Here is a 23,384-nt window from a genome sequence, read left to right on the forward strand (position 1 = left end):
AAATATGTTTTCAGATAAAAGTAAGCCTAGAGATGTTGTAGATATGGGCGGCCAGCCTAACAGAATTGGAAAAAATACCCAGATAAAAGGGGATATTACTTCAGAAGCCGACTTTAGAATAGACGGTAAGTTAGACGGTAACGTAAAAACATCTGGTAAGGTAGTTATTGGCAAAGATGGCTACATACACGGTAAAGTAGAGTGTGTTAATGCAGACATAGAAGGCGGTTTTAATGGTGAGTTATTAGTTACGGACTTATTGTCTTTAAAATCATCTGCAGTTATAGAAGGTACAGTTTCTGTTTCTAAGCTTGCAGTAGAGCCTGGGGCAACTTTTAATGCATCTTGTATTATGAAAGGTAAAAATGGAGCTTCAAACTTTAAAAAAGCAAATGAACCAGCTAAAAGCTAGTTAAAGATTTGTAATAGTAAAAACATTTAGCATCCCTTTTCTTATTTATATAGAAAAGGGATGCTATTTATTTTATAGAGTTTAGTTTTTAAAGTAGATACATTATTGTATCCTTGCTGTTAATTGTAAAATAACAATAGGTTTAGAGCTTTAGTAGTTATTATAGAAGTTGTATAATGTCAGAAAAAAATCAAAATAGAAAGCAGATCAATACTTATATACGGTTTTCTGGAATAGCATTTCAGATGATAGCTGTAATTGGTATCTTTTCATATTTTGGTGTTTGGCTAGATAAAAAATTTCCAAACAGTTATAGTCTTAACACTGTAATTTTTTCATTAGTAGGAGTTATTCTTGCAATGTATTTAGTGATAAAAAAAGTTATTAGTTTAAATAAAGATAAAAAATGAGTACCAAATTAAAGTCTTTTCTACTTGTCTTAATTCCGTTTACATTGCTCTTTTTTGGAATTCAATTTTATATTGTTAGCCTTGTAAAAGAACAAGAAGGAACTTTTTTTTATAATACGTGGAGTATATATGTGTTTCATTTTTTTGTTACACTAATCATTTATATGCTTGTTCTTTTTGTAAATAAAATACTTCCAGATAAAACAGGTTTTGTATTTATGGGCAGTAGTTTATTAAAAATGATGGCTGCGTTTGTGTTTTTATTACCTCTTATTCAGGTTAAAGAGCAATATGGTATTAATGATGTTTTTGCATTTTTTATTCCATATTTTTTATTCTTGTTTTTAGAAACCTTTTATGTGCTTAAAATCATAAATCAAAAGTAAGTTTTAAAGCGTCTAATAATGAGGAGATTAAATCAAAAACTTTTTTTTGCGTTGTGGCTTTGAAATTATAATTAATGCCGTACATTTGCACCGAAATTTTGGAACGATAATTTTTATTATAAAAGGTATGATGATAGCACAAAAATCTATCAAATTAATTGCAATATTAGTTTTTTCTTTACTTCCCTTATTTGCAGTTGCAGGAGAGGAAGTTGGAGATCACGGTGATGGTAAGGAGTTTGATGCAAGTGAGTTGATCAATGGACATATTGGGGATTCTCATGAGTTTCATATTGCAGATTGGGACGGACACCCAATTACATTTTACCTTCCAGTTATTTTATGGTCAGATAACGGTTTAACTGTTTTTTCATCTGAAAAATTTCATCATGATAATACTGGACATCATGTTGTAGAAGCAAATGGTCAAGAGTTTGTTAGATATAATGAGGTTATTTTTTATAAAGATAAGTTCGAGGCTTTATCAGAAGACGAAAAAGGTGCCTTTAATCTTGATGTAAGGCCACTAGATTTTTCTATTACAAAGCTTGTTTTTTCAATGTTAATGGCTTCAGTTATTTTGTTTTTATTGTTTTTTGCAGTAGCAAGATCATACAAGAAAAATGATAAGGCGCCTAAGGGTATTGCTGGTTTTTTAGAGCCTTTAGTTATTTTTGTACGAGACGATATAGCTATTCCTAATATTGGTGAAAAAAAATACGCTAAGTATATGCCATACTTGCTAACAATATTTTTCTTTATTTGGATAAATAACGTAATAGGTTTAATTCCATTCTTCCCATTTAGTTCTAACTTAACAGGGAATATATTCTTTACTTTTGTACTATCTGTAATTACATTTTTAATTACTTCTTTTAGTGGTAATAAAGATTACTGGGGACACGTTTTTGCACCACCAGTGCCAAAAGCTTTATATCCTATTATGATTCCTATTGAAATTATAGGGCTTATTACTAAGCCATTCGCATTAATGATTCGTTTGTTTGCTAACATCACAGCGGGTCATATAATTATATTAAGTTTAATATCTCTAATATTTATATTCAAGAGCATTTTTATAGCGCCAATATCAGGTGTGTTTGTATTGTTCATGAGTGTTTTAGAGATGTTAGTAGCCGTTTTACAAGCGTATGTATTTACATTGTTATCGGCATTATATATTGGTCAGGCTGTAGCAGAGCACGATCATCATTAAATATGAGTTTTTTAATTATTAACTAAATAAATTTACTATTATGGTATTAGCTGGAATTGGTGCTGGACTTGCTGTTATTGGAGCAGGACTAGGTATCGGAAAAATTGGTGGATCTGCGATGGAAGCAATTGCTCGTCAGCCAGAAGCTGCTTCAAAAATTCAAACTGCAATGATTATTGCTGCTGCACTTATTGAAGGTGCTGCTCTTTTTGCTATTGTTGTTGCATTAATTGCAAAATAATTTTTGAAAAAGACTAAGTCTTCCCTTGACGGTTGGTTTTGGGAAGACTTTAAATTAAAAAATAATTAAATAAATATTATAGTTATGAACTTTACTGCACCAGAAAGTTTAATTTTTTGGACTACTTTAATTTTTGTCGTATTCTTTATATTGTTAAAAAAGTTTGCCTGGAAGCCTATTTTAGGAGCTGTAAAAGGTAGAGAAGAAGCAATAAATGATGCGTTGGAGTCTGCTGAAAATGCTAAAAAAGAAATGCAGAACCTGCATGCGGATAACGAAAGGTTATTGCAAGAGGCGCGTTCAGAACGCGATGCTATGTTAAAAGAAGCTCGCGAGATCAAAGAAAAAATTGTTGCAGATGCAAAAGAATTATCTGTTGTAGAGGGTGATAAAATAATTGCGCAAGCAAAAGCTACTATAGAAAGCGAAAAGAAAGCAGCAGTAGCAGATATTAAAAACCAAGTAGCTAACTTGTCTGTAGAAATTGCAGAAAAAGTTATCAAAGAACAATTGTCTAACAAAGACAATCAGTTAAAGTTGGTAGAAGATATGTTAGCCGATATTAAGCTTAACTAATAAGAGAACATGAACGAGTCTAGAGCAGCTATTAGATACGCAAAAGCCATTTTAAACCAATCGGTTGAAGCTAAGGTTACAGAAGCAGTTGAAAAAGACATGTATTCTGTTGTAGAAACAATTTCTGACAGCAAAGAACTTCAAGATTTATTGGCTAGTCCAATAGTTGAGGGGCAATTAAAAAAGAATGCTTTATTAGCTGTTTTTGCAGGAACTAATACTGTTTCTCAGGGACTTATTTCTTTGCTTGTAGATAATAAAAGAGTATCGCTTTTAAAAGAAGTTGCTCAGCACTATATTGTTTTAAGCGAAAAAATTAAAGGAGAAGAAACTGCGGTAGTAACTACAGCAGTACCTTTGACTGCAGATTTAGAAGCAAGAATTTTAGAGCAATTAACAACACTAACTGGTAAAAAAGTGACTATAACTAATGTTATAGACGAAAGTATTATTGGTGGTTTTGTATTAAGAATTGGCGATTTGCAATACAATGCAAGTGTAGCTAATAAATTAAACAGTTTAAAAAGAGAATTTTCAAACAGTCTATAGTCTTTGGTTTACACTACGGACTTTGTAAATATTAATTAAAACAACATGGCAGGAGTAAAAGCCGCTGAAGTATCAGCAATTTTAAAGCAACAATTATCAGGATTTGACGCTAGCGCATCTTTAGATGAAGTAGGGTCAGTATTACAAGTAGGTGATGGTATTGTACGCGCTTACGGATTAGCTAACGCTCAATACGGAGAGTTAGTAGAATTTGAAGGTGGTTTAGAAGGTATAGTACTTAACTTAGAAGAAGATAACGTTGGTATTGTATTATTAGGTGGTTCTAAAGGAGTTAAAGAAGGCTCTACTGTAAAACGTACAAACCGTATTGCATCTGTAAAAGTAGGTGAAGGTATTGTTGGTCGTGTTGTAGATACTTTGGGTAATCCAATAGATGGTAAAGGTCCTATCGCTGGAACAACTTACGAAATGCCTTTAGAGCGTAAAGCTCCAGGTGTTATTTATCGTGAGCCTGTTACAGAGCCATTACAAACAGGTATTAAAGCAATTGATGCTATGATCCCAGTTGGTAGAGGTCAACGTGAGTTGGTAATTGGAGATAGACAAACTGGTAAAACTACAGTTTGTATTGATGCCATCTTAAATCAAAAAGAATTTTACGATGCAGGTAACCCTGTATATTGTATATATGTTGCTGTAGGTCAAAAGGCTTCTACAGTGGCTTTAATTGCTAAGACTCTTGAAGAAAAAGGAGCTTTAGCTTACACAACAATAGTAGCTGCAAATGCATCAGATCCTGCTGCAATGCAAGTTTATGCTCCTTTTACAGGTGCTTCTATTGGTGAGTACTTTAGAGATACTGGTAGGCCAGCTTTAATTGTTTTTGATGATTTATCTAAACAAGCAGTTGCTTACCGTGAGGTATCTTTATTATTACGTCGTCCTCCAGGACGTGAGGCGTACCCAGGTGATGTGTTTTACCTTCACTCTAGATTATTAGAGCGTTCTGCAAAAGTTATTAATGATGATGCTATTGCAAAAGATATGAACGATTTACCGGAGACTTTAAAGCCAATAGTAAAAGGTGGTGGTTCTTTAACTGCATTACCAATTATTGAAACTCAAGCTGGTGATGTTTCTGCATATATCCCAACAAACGTAATTTCTATTACAGATGGGCAAATCTTCTTAGATGGAGATTTATTTAACTCTGGTGTTCGTCCAGCAATTAACGTAGGTATTTCTGTATCTCGTGTTGGTGGTAACGCACAGATTAAGTCTATGAAAAAAGTATCTGGTACTTTAAAATTAGATCAAGCTCAGTACCGTGAATTAGAAGCGTTTGCTAAGTTTGGATCAGATTTAGATGCAACTACTTTAAATGTAATTAATAAAGGTAAGCGTAATGTAGAGATCTTAAAGCAAGGTCAAAACGATCCTTACACGGTAGAAGATCAGGTAGCAGTTATATATGCAGGTTCTAAGAACTTGTTAAGAGATGTTCCTGTAGAAAAAGTAAAAGAATTTGAAGCAGAATATATTGAGTTCTTAAACGCTAAACACAGAGATGTTTTAGATACTTTAAAGTCAGGTAAATTAACTGACGAGGTAACAGATACTTTGGTAGCTGTATGTAAAGACCTTTCTGCAAAATACAAAGCATAAAACAGATTTTTTAGTTTGAACAGTAAGGTGTAATAGCTTTACTGTTCAATTCTCAATACTACTGACTAAAATATGGCAAACTTAAAAGAAATACGTAACAGAATAGCATCAGTATCTTCAACGATGCAGATTACCAGCGCAATGAAGATGGTATCTGCAGCTAAGTTAAAGAAGGCACAAGATGCAATTACTGCAATGAGGCCTTATTCTGATAAATTAACTGAGCTTTTACAAAGCTTAAGTGCTAATTTAGATGCGGATTCTGGTAGTAGGTTTTCTGAAGAAAGAGAAATTAAAAAAGTATTAATAGTATCTATAACTTCTAACCGTGGTTTATGTGGTGCTTTTAATTCTAACATTCTTAAGCAAAGTGTTTCTTTAGCAGAAAACACATACGCTGGTAAAGAAGTAGAATTTCTTGCAATAGGAAAAAAATCGAACGATTTTCTTTCTAGAAACTATAATGTAATTGCTAATCATAGTTCTGTTTTTGATGATTTAACTTTTGATAATGTTTCTGCAATTGCAGAAGAATTAATGAAGTTATTTGTTGATGGTACTTATGACAAAATAGAAATTGTCTACAATAAGTTTAAGAATGCAGCAACACAAATAGTAATGACTGAGCAGTTTTTACCAATTGTAGCTGTTGTAGCAGAAAATGAAGTTCCAAATAATGGTACAGATTATATTTACGAACCTTCTGAAAAAGAAATTGTAGAGCAATTAATACCTAAGTCTTTAAAAACACAATTATACAAGGGTGTTAGAGATTCTTTTGCAAGCGAACACGGTGCACGTATGACAGCAATGCATAAAGCAACAGATAATGCAACTGAATTAAGAGATCAGTTAAAATTAACATATAACAAAGCAAGACAAGCAGCTATTACTAACGAGATCTTGGAGATCGTTGGTGGTGCAGAAGCACTTAATAACTAGTAAAGCTTATCTATAAATTAACTGGGTAATTACACAGTTAGACGAATAATAAAATTAAAAACCTCACTTCTCGTGAGGTTTTTGTTGTTTTGGAAGGTACTTGCAAAATACTTGGCATTAAATTTGTCTTTGTATCTTTATAAACATTAAAACCACCCCCAATATGAAAAATTCTATATATACATTTATCGTAATCTTAGGAATGTTAACTAGTTGTTCTTCTCAAAAGAGTTTACAAGGAAGTGCCCCTTTTGAAATAGGAAGTGGTTATTGCCAAGAATCATATGGAGGTAGAGCGTCATCAGGGTCAGAAATGTTAGTTAAGATTCCGGTAGCAAATCTTGATGGTTATAGGGTTAATTCTATTTTTTTTAGAGGTCAACAAGCTTATGTTAAAGTCTTAGATGAAGATGGACAAAAATATATAGTAGCTAATCTTAAGGCTAAAAAAGCTAAAGCTCCTAAAGATATGATTGCTCATGCAGATCCTAAACAAGAAGTTGGTAATACGCCCAACACTAAAAGTGCAGATGTAGACTTTCCGTTTGAATTGAATTATGATGAGGCTGTTTTAAGCTATTATAAGGGAGATGTTATAAACTACGTTAAGGTTACGGGTATAAAGCACAAGCAGGCTATAATGTACCCTTCTAAACCAAGAGAATAACACTTTGTTTACTAGGGTATAAATAACTACTTTTAAGCTCTAATTAAACTGTATTGAATCCTTTTAAAAAACTTTTTAAGCAAACCTTTGTGTATGGCTTGGCAACAGTGTTGCCTAGAATGCTGTCCTTTATGCTAGTTCCTTTATATACAGACGTAATGGCTCCTGGTTTATATGGGGAGGTTGCTCTTATATTTTCTTGGTTTGCTATTTTTAATGTGTTTTTGGCATATGGTATGGAGACGGCTTTTTTTAGGTTTTATCATAAGTCTAATGAAAAAGATAAAGTTGTTTCTACATCTTTAATTTCTATTGCGGTATCCACAGCTGTGTTTTTTGTGTTGGCGCTATTTTTAGAGGGGACTTTGTTAAGTTTTACGGGGATTTCAGAAGAGTACATTACTTATGCTATTTATATTTTGACTTTAGATGCATTGGTTATTATTCCGTTTGCTTGGCTTAGGGCTACAGAAAAACCAATGAAGTATGCAATTATTAAAATTGCAAACATCTGTATCAACCTTGGATTAAATCTATTCTTCTTACTGCTTTTGCCTAAATTAGTCGGTGATGCTACAGATTCTATTTTTGCATCAATCTATAAAGAAGATTTTCAAATATCATACATATTTATCTCTAACTTAATTGCAAGTGCAGTTACGTTGTTACTTACTTTAAACTTATATATTAAAAATAAGTATGTTTTTGATAAGGCTTTGTGGCGTTCTATGATGAAATACGCTACGCCAGTTTTGGTAGCGGGTATTGCATTTACTATTAATGAGGTTTTTGATAAGATTTTATTAGAATGGATGTTACCAGAAGATATTGCTAGTGCAGAAATGGGTAAATATGCTGCTTGCTACAAATTAGCATTGTTTATGACGCTATTTGCCACCGCATTTAGAATGGGAATAGAGCCTTTCTTTTTTAGTCATTCTAATTCTAAAAACCCTCAAAAAACTTACGCCCAAATTACCAATTATTTTGTAATACTAGGGAGTGTAATTTTACTTGCTGTAGTGGTTTTTGCAGATGTATTAAAAGTGTTATTTGTAAAAAATTCAGATTATTGGGAGGCAATGAAAGTTGTTCCTCTAATTGTATTGGCTAATTTCTTTTTAGGAATTTACCATAATTTATCTGTTTGGTATAAGGTAACAGATAAAACAAGGTATGGCGCATTTATCTCTGTAATTGGCGCAGTGGTTACTATTGTTATAAACCTAGTGCTTATATCTACATTAAGTTATATGGCTTCTGCAATTGCAACCGTATTTGCATATGGTATTATGATGGTACTCTCTTACTGGTTTGGAAAAAAGAATTACCCAATACCATATAATATGCGTAAAATAATATTCTATTTTACGTTATCTGTGGTATTTTCAATTCTATCTTTTTATATTTTTAATAGAAATTTATGGGTTGGTTGTTCACTATTACTAGTGTTCTTAGGGTTAGTGTACAAAATGGAAAACGAAGTATTACGAAAAATAATAAAGAAAAAATGACAATTAAAATAATTAATAAATCGGCACACGCAACTCCTAGTTATGAAACTTTTGCTTCAGCCGGAATGGACTTAAGAGCCAATATTTTAGAATCTATTACGTTAAAACCTTTACAAAGAGCAATTATTAAAACGGGTCTTTTTATTGAGTTGCCAGTTGGGTATGAGGCTCAAGTTCGACCGCGAAGCGGATTAGCGGCTAAAAAAGGAGTTACAGTTTTAAATGCTCCAGGTACTGTAGATGCAGATTATAGAGGAGAAATAGGAGTAATTTTAGTGAACCTATCTGAGGATGATTTTACAGTAGAAAATGGCGAACGCATTGCACAATTAGTAATTGCAAAGCACGAAAGAGCAGAATGGATAGAGGTTAAAGAATTATCTGAAACAGACAGAGGAGAAGGTGGCTTTGGTAGTACAGGAACAAAATAAAAATAATATAAACATAAACCATTATTAATACAAGTGCATTAATTTGTGCTTACACTAAAAAAGAAAAAATGAAAATTATAGTTCCAATGGCGGGAAGAGGATCTCGTCTTAGACCACATACATTAACTGTTCCAAAGCCATTAATACCAATTGCAGGTAAACCGATAGTACACCGTTTGGTAAGTGATATTGCAAAAGTTTTAGACGAGCCAATAGAAGAGGTTGCTTTTATTTTAGGTGATCCAGCTTTCTTTGGTGATGATGTTATAGCTAGTTTAAAGGAATTAGCAGAAGGTTTAGGGGCAAAAGCATCTATTTACAGGCAAGACCAGCCTTTGGGTACAGGACACGCTATAATGTGTGCTAAGGATTCTTTAAGTGGTCCGGCTGTAATTGCTTATGCAGATACACTTATTAGAGCAGATTTTGATTTAGATAAAACTGCAGACAGCGTTATTTGGGTTAAGCAAGTAGAAAAGCCAGAAGCTTTTGGTGTTGTTAAATTAAACGATGAAAACGAAATTGTTGAGTTGGTAGAGAAACCGGAACAATTTGTCTCTGATCTTGCTGTAATTGGTATATACTACTTTAAAGACGTTGCTGTTTTAAAAGATGAGTTACAACATGTATTAGATAATAATATTATTAATGGCGGAGAGTACCAGATTAATGATGGTATTAAACAGATGATGCAAAAAGGCAAAAAATTTGTTTCTGGTAAAGTTGATGAGTGGATGGACTGTGGTAATAAAAATGTTACCGTAGAAACTAATATGAGAATGTTAGGCTTTTTAGAAAAGGATGGTGAAGCAATAATTTCTAAATCTGTTATCTTGGAGAATGCAAATATTATAGAACCTTGCTATATTGGTGAAAACGTTGTGCTTAAAAACACAACTGTTGGTCCTTATGTATCTGTAGGTGATAATACAGTTATAGAAAACTCAACTATTAAAAATAGTTTAATACAAACTAATAGTAAAATTACGAACGCCAATTTAGACAACGCAATGATTGGTAATCACGTAAAATATAATGGTACTTACGAAACTATAAGTATTGGAGATTACTCTGTTTTAGAATAATTTTTTAGTATTAAGTAGAACACTTTAACCCTGTAAAACTGCGTTTTACAGGGTTTTTTGCGTTTTTTACACCTTGTTAATTCGCATATTCACCTACAAAAAGTTAGCATTTCACAACAATGTAGTGTGTAAAACACTCATTATTAAGCAAATATATGTTAATTGCAAGGTGAACAAGAAATTACAAAATATTTTTTATGCAAAAAGTTCCCCAAACAAAACGCACAAATAAATACATTATAGGCTTATTTTTAATAATCTCAATTTTAAGTGTTAAGGCCCAAAATTTAGTGAAGAATCCAAGTTTTGAGGATTCTAAGAAATGTACAAAAAAACCAGGAAATTTTCAAAAGGATGTTATAGATTGGCGTACACCATCAGACGGTAGTACAGATTATTATAGTGATTGTAGCCCTGAAATGAGTACTAATCATAACTTTATAGGGAGGCAACAAGTGTATCACGGCAAAGCTTTTGCTGGTTTTTATATGCTTGGCCCAGATAACTATAGAGAATATATCACAGGAAACTTAACGCAGACTTTAATCAAAGGAAAACACTATAAAGTTTCTTTTATGGTGAGTCTAGCAGATAAAGCAGGTTTAGCTGTAGACGAGTTTCAGATATTATTTACTGAAAAGTTACCTAAGTGGAGTACCAAAAAAAACATATCAATAGATTATGTAAACAACGCAGAAGAAATTAAGCTATTAAGGGCTAGGGCGCCTTCTGGTTACGTTAATAAAAGGAAGTGGATTAATGTGTCTACTAGTTTTACTGCAAACGGTACAGAGCAGTATATTACGTTAGGTAATTTTAAAAGAGACAAAAGAACCAGAAGAAAAATTACAGGCGAAAATTTGCGTAAAGCATCATATTACTACATAGATCAAGTGTCTGTTGAGTTAGATGATAAAATTAACTTGGATGAGATTTATGTTATAAAAGATCTCTTATTTACGTCAGATAGTTTTGTAATTAATCATGAAGCTAAAAGTCAGTTAAGTTCTTTGGTTAGACATTTAAAAAGAAACCCAGGTCTTAATGTTACAATTTTTGGACACTCAGATAACGAAGGTGATCCTGCTTACAATAAGCTACTTTCTTTAAATAGAGCAAAATCTGTTGGAGAGTTTTTATTAGATAACGGGCTAGGTTTTAATAGGATTAAGTGGCAAGGTTATGGAGCCAAAATTCCGCTTGCAACTAACAAAAGTGAAACAGGACGATTAAAAAATAGAAGGGTAGAATTTATTGTATCTAAAAATAAGTACGATACGTATGTAAATACAGGCTTTGAAGAAGATAAAGATTAAGTATAAAAAAACCTCTTCCGTAGTGGAAGAGGTTTATTATTAAAACAAATTTTAATGCTATTTAGCTTGCATTAATTCTTCAATTTCATCGGCTTCTATAGGGATGTTAGCCATTAAGTTAAAAGGCTCTCCTTTTTCTTGTATAACAACGTCATCTTCTAGTCTAATGCCTAAATTTTCGTTAGGAATATAAATACCTGGTTCTACTGTAAAAACCATATTGGCCTTCATTGGTGTTTTTAATTCGCCATAATCGTGTGTATTTAAACCTATATGGTGACTAGTGCCGTGCATAAAGTATTTTTTATATGCTGGCCAGTTCTTATCTTGGTTTTGTATATCTGCTTTATCTAATAAGCCTAAACCTAATAATTCGCTAGTCATTAACTCGCCAACTTCTTTATGGTATTCTGCCCAAAGTGTACCAGGAACAAGCATTTTTGTAGCATCATTCTTTACGCGTAAAACTGCGTTGTATACTTCTTTTTGTCTTTTAGTGAATTTTCCGCTTACAGGGATACTTCTACTTAAGTCACTAGAGTAATTTGCGTATTCTGCAGCAACATCCATAAGAATAACATCGCCATCTTTACATTGTTGGTTGTTTTCTATATAGTGTAATACATTTGCATTTGCACCAGAAGCAATAATTGGTGTATAGGCAAAACCTTTAGAGCGGTTACGTACAAACTCGTGCAATAATTCCGCTTCAATTTCGTATTCCCAAACGCCAGGCTTTACAAATCCTAGTAGACGTCTAAATCCTTTTTCTGTAATGTTACAGGCCTCTTGCATTAATGCCAACTCTTCAGGTTCTTTTACGCCTCTTATGTTTTGCATTATTGTAAAACTCTTTGCCCATTGGTGTGCAGGGTAGTCGGCTTTACATTTTTTAATAAATCGGTCTTCTCTTGTTTCTGTTTCTACTGCTTGTCTGTAATGTTCATTGGTGTCAAAATAAACAGTTTCTGCCTCTGTCATTACATCAAAGAAAATCTTGTCAAAATCTGTTAACCAGTATACAGTTTCTATTCCAGATACTTCTGTGGCACGTTCTTTTGTAAGTTTTTCGCCTTCCCATACTGCAATATGCTCGTTAGTTTCACGAACAAATAATATTTCTTTGTGTTTTGGGTCTAATGCATCAGGAAAAAGAACTAAAATAGTTTCTTCTTGGTCTGCACCTGTTAGGTAAAAAATATTTCTATGTTGCTCAAAAGGCATAGCGCTATCTGCGCCAATTGGATAAATATCATTAGAATTAAAAACAGCAACGCTTTTTGGCTTCATTTGAGCCATAAATTTTTTGCGGTTTTTTACGAATAATTTAGAATCAATAGGATTGTACTTCATTTCTTAATTTTTCAGTTTGTATTGATGCAGTTTTGGCGGAGTAAGTGCTAAAAACTACAAGTTGTATCAAAAGTAATGAATATCTATTTTGATGCACAACAAAAAATAGTATTTAGCCTCCTTTTAACGTATTCAATACACCAAGCTAAAACTATCTTTTTCGCGTATTATTCAGTTTAAAAATTAATTTTGTGATGATAGCCTTTCTTTATAACTTCCGTAGGTGTAAAATACAGATTAAAAAAGAGAACAAAACCTTACAAACTAAAACCTGAAAAATGAAAAAAATGCTATCTTTTTGCTTTTTGCTAACTACTGCATTAAGCTGGGCGCAACCTGCTTCATCATCCAAAAACGTTGTAGAAAGTGCACTAAAGCAAAAGAAACAAATGGAAGAAACTTCTATAGTTAAAAACATTGCATTTTCTAATATAGGCCCAACAGTTATGAGTGGCCGTATTGTAGATGTTGCTGTTAATCCAGACAAACCAACCGAGTTTTATGCAGCTTATGCTTCTGGTGGTTTATGGTATACAAATAATAACGGTACAACTTTTACTCCGGTTATGGACCAAGCTAGCACTCAAAATATAGGAGATATTGCAGTAGATTGGAAATCGGGAACAATTTGGGTTGGTACAGGAGAAAATAATTCTTCTAGATCTTCTTATGCTGGTGTTGGATTATTAAAATCTACAGATAGAGGAGAAACTTGGCAAAATATGGGCTTGGTAGATTCTCATCATATTGGACGTATACTTATTAATCCAGAAAACCCTAATGAAGTAGTTGTTGGTGCAACCGGACATTTGTATTCTTCAAATGAAGAAAGAGGAATTTATAAAACTACAGATGGTGGTAAAAGTTGGAACAAAACACTTTTTGTAAATGATGTTACAGGTATTATAGATGTTGCTATGGTGCCAACTAATTTTAATGTGCAATATGCTGCTGCTTGGGAGAAAGACCGTAAAGCTTGGAATTTTTCTGGTAACGGATCTAACTCTGCAATATATAAAAGTACTGATGGTGGTAGTAGCTGGACAAAAATATCGACTAAAGAAAGTGGATTTCCAATTGGAGAAGGTGTTGGGAGAATTGGTTTAGCTGTGTTTGATGAAAATACTGTTTATGCAGTACATGATAGTCAGTTTAGAAGACCTGAAGAAACTAAAAAAGAAAAAAAGTCTGATGATTTAGTGAAAAACGATTTTAAGACAATGTCTACTAAAGAGTTTTTAGCGTTATCAGATTCTAAATTAAATGCATTTTTAAAGACGAACGGATTTCATGAAAAGCATAGGGCACCAAATGTAAAGCAAATGGTACGTGTTGGTACGGTTAAACCAGTAGACATTGCTAAGTTTTTAGAAGATGCTAACTCTATGTTGTTTGATACTCCAGTTATTGGAGCAGAGGTTTTTAGAAGTGATGACGCTGGTAAAACGTGGAAAAAGACAAATGAAGAGCATATAGATAATTTGTTCTATAGCTACGGATATTATTTTGCTCAAATTAGAATTCATCCTAAAAATAAAGACGAGATTTATTTAGCAGGTGTTCCGTTAATTAAGTCTAATGATGGTGGTAAAACTTTTGAAAATATAGATGGTCCAAACGTACACTCGGATCATCATGCATTATGGATTAATCCGGACCTTAAAGGCCACTTAATTAATGGTAATGATGGTGGAATTAACATTTCTTACGATGATGGCAAAAGCTGGATTAAAAATAACTCTCCTGCTGTAGGTCAGTTTTACGCAATAAATGTAGATAATGAAAAACCATACAATGTATACGGTGGTTTGCAAGATAACGGGGTTTGGGTTGGTGCAAATAATGCTAGAGAAAGCAGTAGATGGCAACAAACAGGTCAGTACCCTTGGAAGAGTTTAATGGGGGGTGATGGTATGCAAATACAAATAGATAGCAGAAATTCTAATGTTTTGTATACGGGTTTTCAGTTTGGAAACTATTTTAGAATTGATAGAGAAAAGAACAGTCAGAAATACATTCAGCCAAAGCACGACTTGGGAGAGAGTCCATATCGTTTTAACTGGCAAACACCAATTTTGCTATCTTCTCACAACCAAGATATTTTATATTTAGGCGGAAATAAATTGCACAGATCCTTAAATCAAGGTGATGCTTGGGAAACTATTTCGGGCGATTTAACAAACGGTGGTAAAAAAGGAAATGTTGCCTACGGTACATTAACTACGGTGTCTGAGTCTCCTTTTAAATTTGGATTGATATATACGGGTAGTGATGATGGTGCAATACAAATTACTAAAAACGGTGGAGGTTCTTGGGAAAAAATAAGCGATAATCTTAAGAATGAAGAACTTTGGGTAACTAGGGTAGCTGCGTCTAAGCATAAACAAGAGCGAGTGTATGTTACTTTAAACGGATACCGTTGGGATAACTATACACCTTATGTTTATATGAGTAATGATTATGGAAAAAGTTGGAAGAATATAGGGGAGACAATTCCTGCATCTCCAGTAAATGTAATTTTAGAAGACCCTGAAAACGAAAACTTATTGTTTGTTGGTACAGATAATGGTTTGTATGTATCTTTTAATATGGGAGAATCTTGGGAGCTTTTTACAAACGGAATGCCTGCGGTAGCAGTGCATGATTTGGTGATACAACCAACGGCTAAAGATTTATTAGTTGGCACACACGGACGTAGTGTATACAAAACCAATATTAGTAAGTTACAAGAAATGACTTCCTCTACATTGGCTAAAAAATTACACTTATTTAAAGCTGATGATATAAGACATTCTAGTAGATGGGGTAATGCGCCTTCTACAAGATTTAGACCTAACACACCAGGAATAGACGTTAATTTTTATGCTGCTAAAGAGGGTAGTTTTATGGCTAAAATTTTAACAATGAATAATACAGAAGTTAGTGCTGTTACTGTAGATGCAACAAAAGGTTTTAACGTGCTTTCTTATGATGTGGCTTTTTCTAAATCAGGAAAATCTAATTATTTAAAAAAGAATAAAGTTGCGTTAACACAGGCAAAAGATGGTAAAACATATTTGCCAAAAGGAAAGTATAAAATAGAGTTATCTGGAAATGCAGCTACAGATAGCACAACATTTGAAATAAAATAAAATACCAAACAGTTTTTTTTCAAGGGTCAGAACATTTGTTCTGACCCTTTTTTTTAATGTTAAAATAATAGAACGTATAGTTTGTGGTTTTTTAAAGTCTTAATTTTGCAGTTCTTTATTTTTATTAATTTTTTTATTTAGTTAAATGCGTATATTTTTTTCGCTATTCTTTTTATTAAGTGTAGTTGGGGTTGGTTTTGGTCAAGAGACTATAAATAGTAATTTAAGTTCTAAAAAAGGAAAACTTTATTTTTATTGGGGATGGAATAAGGCAAACTATTCGTCATCGGATATAGAATTTAAAGGAGATGATCATAATTTTACATTAAAAAATGTAAAGGCTAGAGATACGGATTTAGAATGGAAAATTGGTAAACACCTTAATCCAAGTAGGTTAACCATTCCTCAGTTTAACTTTAGGGTAGGGTATTTTTTAGATGATAATTGGGATATTTCTATTGGTACTGACCATATGAAATATGTTGTAAATAATTTGCAGACAGTAAAAATATCTGGTTATATAGAGAATACAGGTACGGCATATGATGGTGTTTACGATAATGATAATATTGTTATTGACGGTGATAGTTTTTTAAGTTTTGAACACACAGATGGTTTAAATTATGTAAATGTTGCTTTAAGGAGAAACGACCGTATAGCAAAGTTAGGAAGTAGTGTAGATTTTAATCTTTTAGCAGGTGTTAATGCAGGTGTTGTAATTCCTAAAACAAACTCTAATTTTTTAAATAGAGGTAGAAACGATGAGTTTCATTTGTCTGGCTATGGAGTTGGTGCAACGGGAGGTTTAAATGTTACCTTTTTCGATGTGTTTTTTATTCAATCGGAACTAAAAGGTGGTTATATAAATTTGCCTAGTATTACTACTACACCAAATGATTCTGATAGAGGTAAACAAAGCTTTGCTTTTTCTCAATGGAATATTGTTTTTGGGGGTTATATTAATTTAAATAAAAAAAGTAAAAAGTAATAATACTTTTTACTTTAGTTTATAGAAACAGCAGTATCTGTTAATGTGTGCATAAAGGCAACTAGCTCTTTTTGTTCTTTCTCTGTTAGGTTTAACTCATCAAAAGGTAATGTTTGGTGTTCAAGGTTAAAACCTAGTCCTGCACCGCCGCCTAAATTATAAAAGTTTATAACTTCCTCTAGAGTGTTGTAAATTCCGTTGTGCATATACGGACCGGTAGAATCAATATTCCTTATTGTTGGTGTTTTAAACATTTTGTCGTGTATACTTTCTTTAAATACCCAGTAAAAACCTCTGTCGGTATCTATTTCTTTGTTTTTACTATTTTTTGGAACTCCTATTACTTCTTTTTCGGTTTCGTTAAAATAAGGCGGTACAGTGCCGTTTGTAAGCGGAATAAAATGGCATGTAGCACATAATGCTTTTCCCATAAATAAATTGAAACCATTTTTTTCTTCAGTAGTAAAACTGTTAGTTTCTCCACGCATATCTTTATCAAACTTAGAGTTGAAACCATTTAAAGTAGAAACGTAGACGGAAATAGCTCTAACGGTTTCTTTGTTGCTTTTTGGTATGGTTCCAAACACTTTTTTAAACTGTGTTATATAGGCGGTGTCTTTTAATATGTTTCCAGAGAAACGATGTACATCTGTGTTAAACTCTTTGTCGTTTTTAAAAACAGCACTTATTTGGTTTTCTATGGTATTGGCTCTTCCGTCCCAGAAAAAAGCTTTTTGATAGATACTATTTAATAGCGTAGGTGTGTTTCTTTGTTGTAGGTTGTTTTTATTGTCTTTACTTAAGGCTAAGCCATCTGTATATCCTTTACCAGGTAAGTGGCAAGTAGCGCAAGACATAGTGCCTGTTTCCGATAGTTTTTCATCAAAGAATAGTTTTTCTCCTAGTGCAATTTTTTCTTTAGACGGATTTCTATCATTTACATCTAAAAAGTAATTTACATTAAAACTGTCTTCTTCAAAAAAAGTAGGTGCGTCAAAATTATACGGAAATGCATTTGTTTTACCATCCCATAAACCACTTATTTGTCTAATTTTAACCCAGTTTCTTGTAATTGGGTTAAGGTATTCTCTAATAAAGGTGTACCTATCAAAAGTATTAAAACCTGAATCTTTGTTAATAAAGGCTATGGCATTTTTTATGTTTTTAGTAAATTTTAGATCTAAATTATTGTCCTCTTGTGTAATTAATGGTTGTATAGATAGTTTGTAAACGGTGTGTAGACTTTCTAATGAAATTGCTGTTTCAGCAATGCTTTTTCCTGTTGCTGGAGTGTCAAAACCTACTAATGCTAAGCTGGTAATACGCATTAATTGCTGGTGTGTACCAATAAAAAATCTTTTTGGGTTAAGTTTTTTTTCTTTAATATTTACTTTAAGGTTTGTTAAAAACCCTTTTTGGTAATACAGCTCCCTTAAGTAATCTTTTTGTGTTGCTCCTTCTGTAAATAGGGTTTCTTCTAACTTTTGCAGACCAATTGGCGCAACAACTCTTCCGCTATCGTCATTGTAAATTGGCAAGGCTGGTCCGTTTGCTCTGTGTGTTACTGCCGAATTTAGTACCCCTGCATAAGGTTCTGCCTTTTTAAATGCTGCTCTAAGTTTAAAGAATAATGGTTTAGCTGCTGAGTCTTCAATTTTTAAAAGTGCTAAAGAGTCTACCAAGTTAGTTGCTGTTGTAATATGTTCAAGGTAATAATCTTGAGCAAGTTTCCATTTAACATTGTCCTTGGTGATTGTTTTTTTGTAATTCTCCTTCTCCTTACAAGCACTTGCTAGTAATAATAATACAGCTAAAACTCTTAAACTTTTTTTAAGCATTTTGTTATGTAGATTTATATTAAAAAGTCCCTGTAACACTTGCTACAGGGATCTTTTTTATAAAAAGTATATTGTTGTTTATCTAGGTAAACCTCTAAGTATTACAATTTGCGAACCTTCTAGGTATGGCATATTTCCTAGCCATGGATGTTGTAGAGACTGTGTACCGCCGTCTACACCTGCAAATTCATCACTTTCCCAATAGTGAGGTTGTAGCGCTAGCATAAAAGTACCTGGCTCACCAACCTTATCAGAAATATCTATTAATGAACCAAACTCGCCACTTATACCAGTAGATTTATCTTTTGCTAAATCGTTTCTAACAACTAACTCCATTACTTTTTTAGAGTTATTACCGTTTAAATCTGCTTGGTAAATATAAGCTGAGTGTCCTCTAGAGAAAGAGTTAGGGTCTTCTTGTATGTATACGTAGTTTTCTGTAACACATAAGTTGTCTGGACTTTGTAATTCGGCTAGATTACCATCCATATTGTTGGTGTCTGTATTACCACTAACAATCTGTGTTAATTTACCTTCTAATGGGTTTGTAGCATCTAATTCTAATTTATAAACTGTTCCCCAGTCGTTATAAGTTCCTCTTCCTGGACCACGACCCGTTACAGCAAAAAATACATTTCTTCCGTTTGCATCACTACCTTTTTGGTAGTCTACATCTTCAACACGCATAAATTGTGATGCTAATACATCATTACATGCTGTTTCCATTTCTTCGACTGTAAGGCTAGCTCCGTCAACAATCTCTACAAACTCTATGTCGTATGTTTTCTGAAAATCTAAGTTTCCTTCATCATACTGCATATCTGTAGCAGCAGTTTGTACACCATCTGCACCGTCAGAAATTTGCTTTAAACGTAATACGTATATTTTTCCACCAGTTAAGTCTGCATCACCAGCAGTAGAATGATACATAATAACTTGTCCTTCAGAACCAGAAGAATCATCATCTCCACCAACTATAACTGTTTGTCCTGCATATGCGCCTTGTGGTAGTGGTGTTGCATTTTCCCAGGCAAATTCCCCTAATGCATCTAATCCAAAATCTGCAGTAGGTGTTGGTGTTTCAACTAATGGGTCTATTGCTTTTACATCATAATTAAAAGCTTCAGAGGCAGATAAGAATAAATCTTTGGATCCACCGTGAATTTCTTTTTCCCACATAGTACCAGAACACTGGCGTGCAAAATCTGCAACACTAGAGTTTAAAAGGTAAGTTGCATCTGTTATGTTAAAGTTTTTGTCTAGTGATAGTCTAGCAACAGCAAAATGATCTTCAAAGTTTACAACATACTCGTAACCTTCTCCGTTTTTTAATAATCCAGCACCATCTGCACCACCGCCAATTCTAAAATCCGAACCATTAAAGTTTAATACATCGCTAGAGCTAACTAAAGAAAAAGCTTCTACAAAGTTAAACTGTGGATCCATTGCAACTAACGGTTTAAGGTTAGACTTATCTTCAAACATTGTTAGTTCTGGAGTGTAGTCTTCACCATCTTTTCCGTCTTGACCATTAATTCCGTCAATACCGTCAATTCCTTTTGTGCCATCCATACCATCTTCTGGATCACAACTAATAATACTTGCTCCCATTAAAGAGAATACAAATGCTTTACGTATTAATTTTTTGTACATTTTCTTAGTGTTGTTGGTTATTATTTCTCGGGACAAAAATATCATCCAACATTGCTAAGCCTGTTAATACATTATAGTCTTTATATTAAGTTAATTTTGTCTTTATGTTACTACTTTAAGAGAAGGTTAATAATTGTAATTATTCTTAATAGGAATAACTACTAAAAAGACCAGTTGGTTTGTTTTTTAAAGTTGATGTTTTCCTTCTTTATTGCAGATGGGAGTTTACTTTTTTCTTTTTTTCGATGAAATGCACTTTTTGTTCATTTTTGAAGAGAATAGAACGCAAAAACAAACCACTCAGTTTGTAAAAACTAAATTATATTTTAAAGATTTGGAACTTATAAAGTGAAGAATTGGTCTTAATTAGGCCAATTCTCCTATATGAAAAAGAGCTTCACCTTGGTTTACTACTGCTTGGTGATTAACACAAAAAACACACCCATTAAAAGGTGCTTTAATCTCTTTGCTTCTTCTAGAAAAAGCATCGGTAACAATACCAATAACAGCTCCTTTTTTTATGTCGCTCCCATTTTTAATTTTAGGTAAAAACATACCTGCAGTTGGTGCGCGTACCCATCTTCTGTTTGTTAGGTAAACAGTTTCTTCTTTTTCAGGTAAAAGATCATCTGTTTTGGCTAACATGTCAAAATGGTGTAATGTGTTTAATATACCTTGTACTCCTTGTTCTATAGCGTACTCATTAAAACGCATACTTTCGCCAGCTTCATAAACAATAGTTGGTATGCCTTTGCTAAATGCTGTTTTTCTAAATGATTTAGGAATTAAGTCAGACGAAAATGTAAAAGGAGCATTAAATATAGCGGCAAGTTCTTCGCTTTTTTTGTCAGTTGCGGTATAGCGTACCTGCGGATAGTTAGATCTGCTTCCGCCACCTGTGTGTAGGTCGATTCCGAAATCTATCTGTGGAAAAATTTCTTTTGTAAAATGATATGCAATTCTGCTAGCCAATGAGCCTAGCTTTGATCCGGGAAAACTACGGTTAACATCTTTGCCATCTGGTAATTCTCTAGAGAAGTGAATAAAGCCAAAAATGTTTAAAATAGGAACAGCTATAATACATCCTTTAGTAACTTTAAAATGCTTTTTGTCTAGCATTCTACGTACTATTTCTATACCGTTAATTTCATCGCCATGTAAACCAGCTTGCACTAATAGTGTTGGTCCTGGGACTTTAGAGTTAAATACGTAGATAGGAATATCTATAATAGTACCTGTTGGTAACCTATCAATTTTTATGCTTACCAGTTTCTCTTCTCCTGGACGCACATTTTCTTCACCAATAGTAATGGTTTTATTTTCGTCTTTTAAATGCATTTTTTTCTACGTATTCTATAATTTTTTTAGCAATATTTACTCCTGTTGCATCTTCTATGCCTTCTAGCCCTGGCGATGCATTAACCTCTATTAGTAATGGCCCGTTTTTAGACCGTATTAAATCTACACCAGCAACACCTAAATCTAATTCTTTTACCGCTCTTAGTGCTATTTTACATTCGTAGGCTGTAGGTTCTATAGCTAGGGTAGAGGCGCCTCTATGTACATTAGATCTAAATTCACCAGCTTCACTAGTTCTTTTCATAGAGGCAACAACTTTATTACCTACAATAAATATTCTAATATCTTCTCCGTTAGATTCTTTTATAAATCGCTGCAATAAAATACTAGTATCCATTTTGTAAAATGTATCTATAATAGATTTTGCAGATTTTTTTGACTCGGCTAAAATTACGCCTAAGCCCTGTGTGCCTTCTTGTAGTTTTATTATTACTGGTGCACCACCTAATAATGTAAGCTGAGTTTCTATATTATCTGGGTTAATGGAAAATAGTGTTTCCGGAATGGGAACACCGCACCTAGCCATTATTTGTAGCGTCTTTACTTTGTTGCGAGCTTTTATAATACTTGATGACTTTGCAGTTGTAAAAACACCATTAAGTTCAAACTCATTTACTATTGCAGCACCGTGTTTGGTTACTTTAGCACCAATTCTTGGAATAATAGCGTCAAACTCATTAGTTACGTCTTCTTTATTCAGGTAAATTTTAGGTGTGTCCGAGCCTAATTTAACAGAGCATTTGGTATGGTCTATTAAATCTATGTAATGCCCACGTATTTCTGCTTCTTCAGCAATTCTACGGGTAGAATACACACCCAAACTAACAGAAAGTAACCCAATATCCATTTTTTAAACTTAAAAATTTAGTATGTAATATCGGTCAAAAATAATGAATACGACAATGCACACTTAAGGTTTCTTTAAAATTATTCTAAATACTGTACATATTTATAGCAAAGTTTGTTGATAACTAGTAGGAGTCGTAAATTTGTAATCAAAACTAACAACAAATGAGCGGATTTTTTAAATCTTCAATTGGTAGAAAGTATGCAATGGCGCTTTCTGCTTTATTTTTAATGTTTTTTCTACTACAACATTTTGCCATTAATATTTTATCGGTTTTTAGTCCTAATGCTTTTAATGAGGCATCTCATTTTATGGGGACATTCTGGGCAGTGCAGTATCTATTGCAACCGGTTCTAATTTTTGGAGTAATGTACCATTTTATTATGGGCTTTATTCTTGAATTTAAAAATAGACAAGCAAGAGTAGTTAAGTACGCAAAAAACAATGGAGCAGCTAATTCTAGCTGGATGAGTAGAAATATGATATATAGCGGTTTGGCTATATTGGGTTTCTTAGTACTTCACTTTATCGATTTCTGGTTACCAGAAATAAACACTAAATACATCCAAGGCGATATGTCTGGATTATTGGCAGATGGCGAAGGTTTTCGTTATTACGAAGAGCTTACGCACAAGTTTGTTAACCCATTAAGAGTTGGCGCTTATGTCTTGGCATTTGTGTTTTTATCTTTACACCTTATGCACGGATTTAGTTCTGCGTTTCAATCTTCTGGAGTTAGCTCTATGAGAAAACAAAAGCTTCAGGCTTTTGGTAAGGCTTATGCTATAATAATTCCTTTAGGATTTATTTTTATAGCCCTTTTTCATCATTTTAATCATTAATA

The 23,384-nt window shown here is 33.2% G+C and carries 22 protein-coding genes; 17 read left to right on the forward strand and 5 right to left on the reverse strand.

All coding sequences use genetic code 11. The features are described 5' to 3' along the window. Window positions 1-4 precede the first annotated feature (4 nt). The 14 genes from BT107_RS12540 (at window position 5) to BT107_RS12605 (ending at window position 11,371) form a co-directional block, all read left to right on the forward strand. Window positions 5-412 (forward strand): bactofilin family protein, encoded by a 408-nt coding sequence (locus BT107_RS12540; protein ID WP_072304154.1) that lies wholly within the window; start codon window positions 5-7, stop codon window positions 410-412. A 176-nt stretch (window positions 413-588) separates the two neighbouring features. Next, the gene (locus BT107_RS12545; RefSeq protein WP_072304155.1) at window positions 589-822 is read left to right on the forward strand and encodes an AtpZ/AtpI family protein; all 234 of its coding nucleotides are present in this window, start codon (window positions 589-591) and stop codon (window positions 820-822) included. Continuing rightward, on the forward strand, window positions 819-1,208 hold the full coding sequence (locus BT107_RS12550; RefSeq protein ID WP_072304156.1) for a DUF6168 family protein: 390 nt from the start codon (window positions 819-821) through the stop codon (window positions 1,206-1,208). Before BT107_RS12545 ends, BT107_RS12550 begins: the two co-directional genes overlap by 4 nt. A 130-nt stretch (window positions 1,209-1,338) precedes the next feature. After that, complete coding sequence (gene atpB / locus BT107_RS12555; RefSeq protein ID WP_072304157.1) at window positions 1,339-2,424, forward strand: F0F1 ATP synthase subunit A; 1,086 nt, start codon at window positions 1,339-1,341, stop codon at window positions 2,422-2,424. A gap of 40 nt (window positions 2,425-2,464) precedes the next feature. Further along, window positions 2,465-2,665, forward strand: a complete 201-nt coding sequence (gene atpE / locus BT107_RS12560; protein ID WP_072304158.1) for an ATP synthase F0 subunit C — start codon at window positions 2,465-2,467, stop codon at window positions 2,663-2,665. Window positions 2,666-2,749: 84 nt separating this feature from the next. Further along, a complete protein-coding gene (locus tag BT107_RS12565; RefSeq protein ID WP_072304159.1) occupies window positions 2,750-3,241 on the forward strand; it encodes a F0F1 ATP synthase subunit B in 492 nt (163 codons plus the stop codon). A gap of 9 nt (window positions 3,242-3,250) precedes the next feature. Further along, window positions 3,251-3,790: an ATP synthase F1 subunit delta gene (atpH, locus tag BT107_RS12570; RefSeq protein WP_072304160.1), complete on the forward strand. Its 540-nt coding sequence runs from the start codon at window positions 3,251-3,253 to the stop codon at window positions 3,788-3,790. A 45-nt stretch (window positions 3,791-3,835) separates the two neighbouring features. Continuing rightward, complete coding sequence (gene atpA / locus BT107_RS12575) at window positions 3,836-5,416, forward strand: F0F1 ATP synthase subunit alpha (RefSeq protein ID WP_072304161.1); 1,581 nt, start codon at window positions 3,836-3,838, stop codon at window positions 5,414-5,416. Between the two features lie 72 nt (window positions 5,417-5,488). Beyond that, window positions 5,489-6,358 carry an ATP synthase F1 subunit gamma gene (gene atpG, locus BT107_RS12580; RefSeq protein WP_072304162.1) on the forward strand — a complete coding sequence of 290 codons (870 nt, stop codon included), beginning with the start codon at window positions 5,489-5,491 and terminating at the stop codon, window positions 6,356-6,358. A gap of 163 nt (window positions 6,359-6,521) precedes the next feature. After that, a complete protein-coding gene (locus tag BT107_RS12585; RefSeq protein WP_072304163.1) occupies window positions 6,522-7,025 on the forward strand; it encodes a hypothetical protein in 504 nt (167 codons plus the stop codon). 53 nt (window positions 7,026-7,078) lie between these two features. Next, the gene (locus tag BT107_RS12590; RefSeq protein WP_072304164.1) at window positions 7,079-8,539 is read left to right on the forward strand and encodes an oligosaccharide flippase family protein; all 1,461 of its coding nucleotides are present in this window, start codon (window positions 7,079-7,081) and stop codon (window positions 8,537-8,539) included. Next, window positions 8,536-8,970, forward strand: coding sequence for a dUTP diphosphatase (dut, locus tag BT107_RS12595; RefSeq protein ID WP_072304165.1), 435 nt, complete (start codon window positions 8,536-8,538; stop codon window positions 8,968-8,970). Before BT107_RS12590 ends, dut begins: the two co-directional genes overlap by 4 nt. A gap of 68 nt (window positions 8,971-9,038) precedes the next feature. Then, window positions 9,039-10,055 (forward strand): sugar phosphate nucleotidyltransferase, encoded by a 1,017-nt coding sequence (locus BT107_RS12600; RefSeq protein ID WP_072304166.1) that lies wholly within the window; start codon window positions 9,039-9,041, stop codon window positions 10,053-10,055. A gap of 197 nt (window positions 10,056-10,252) precedes the next feature. Then, window positions 10,253-11,371, forward strand: a complete 1,119-nt coding sequence (locus tag BT107_RS12605) for an OmpA family protein (RefSeq protein WP_072304167.1) — start codon at window positions 10,253-10,255, stop codon at window positions 11,369-11,371. A 57-nt stretch (window positions 11,372-11,428) separates the two neighbouring features. Here BT107_RS12605 and BT107_RS12610 read toward each other — a convergent pair whose 3' ends face one another. After that, window positions 11,429-12,724 carry an aminopeptidase P family protein gene (locus BT107_RS12610; protein WP_072304168.1) on the reverse strand — a complete coding sequence of 432 codons (1,296 nt, stop codon included), beginning with the start codon at window positions 12,722-12,724 and terminating at the stop codon, window positions 11,429-11,431. Between the two features lie 278 nt (window positions 12,725-13,002). Here BT107_RS12610 and BT107_RS12615 point away from each other — a divergent pair, with 278 nt between their 5' ends. Together BT107_RS12615 and BT107_RS12620 are read left to right on the forward strand one after the other, a co-directional pair. Continuing rightward, window positions 13,003-15,855, forward strand: coding sequence for a VPS10 domain-containing protein (locus BT107_RS12615; protein WP_072304169.1), 2,853 nt, complete (start codon window positions 13,003-13,005; stop codon window positions 15,853-15,855). Window positions 15,856-16,000: 145 nt separating this feature from the next. Further along, a complete protein-coding gene (locus BT107_RS12620; protein WP_072304170.1) occupies window positions 16,001-16,843 on the forward strand; it encodes a hypothetical protein in 843 nt (280 codons plus the stop codon). Window positions 16,844-16,857: 14 nt separating this feature from the next. Here BT107_RS12620 and BT107_RS12625 read toward each other — a convergent pair whose 3' ends face one another. From BT107_RS12625 to BT107_RS12640, 4 genes are all read right to left on the reverse strand, one after another. Further along, window positions 16,858-18,681 carry a cytochrome-c peroxidase gene (locus tag BT107_RS12625; protein WP_072304171.1) on the reverse strand — a complete coding sequence of 608 codons (1,824 nt, stop codon included), beginning with the start codon at window positions 18,679-18,681 and terminating at the stop codon, window positions 16,858-16,860. Between the two features lie 78 nt (window positions 18,682-18,759). Then, on the reverse strand, window positions 18,760-20,334 hold the full coding sequence (locus BT107_RS12630) for a hypothetical protein (protein WP_072304172.1): 1,575 nt from the start codon (window positions 20,332-20,334) through the stop codon (window positions 18,760-18,762). 366 nt (window positions 20,335-20,700) lie between these two features. Next, the gene (locus BT107_RS12635; RefSeq protein ID WP_072304173.1) at window positions 20,701-21,672 is read right to left on the reverse strand and encodes a succinylglutamate desuccinylase/aspartoacylase family protein; all 972 of its coding nucleotides are present in this window, start codon (window positions 21,670-21,672) and stop codon (window positions 20,701-20,703) included. Continuing rightward, complete coding sequence (locus BT107_RS12640; protein ID WP_072304174.1) at window positions 21,650-22,540, reverse strand: RimK family alpha-L-glutamate ligase; 891 nt, start codon at window positions 22,538-22,540, stop codon at window positions 21,650-21,652. Before BT107_RS12640 ends, BT107_RS12635 begins: the two co-directional genes overlap by 23 nt. Window positions 22,541-22,704: 164 nt before the next feature. Between BT107_RS12640 and BT107_RS12645 the strand changes: the two genes are divergently transcribed. Continuing rightward, complete coding sequence (locus BT107_RS12645; RefSeq protein ID WP_072304175.1) at window positions 22,705-23,382, forward strand: succinate dehydrogenase cytochrome b subunit; 678 nt, start codon at window positions 22,705-22,707, stop codon at window positions 23,380-23,382. Window positions 23,383-23,384: the final 2 nt, after the last annotated feature.

Source organism: Cellulophaga fucicola, from assembly GCF_900119145.1.
Taxonomy (GTDB): Bacteria; Bacteroidota; Bacteroidia; order Flavobacteriales; family Flavobacteriaceae; genus Cellulophaga; species Cellulophaga fucicola.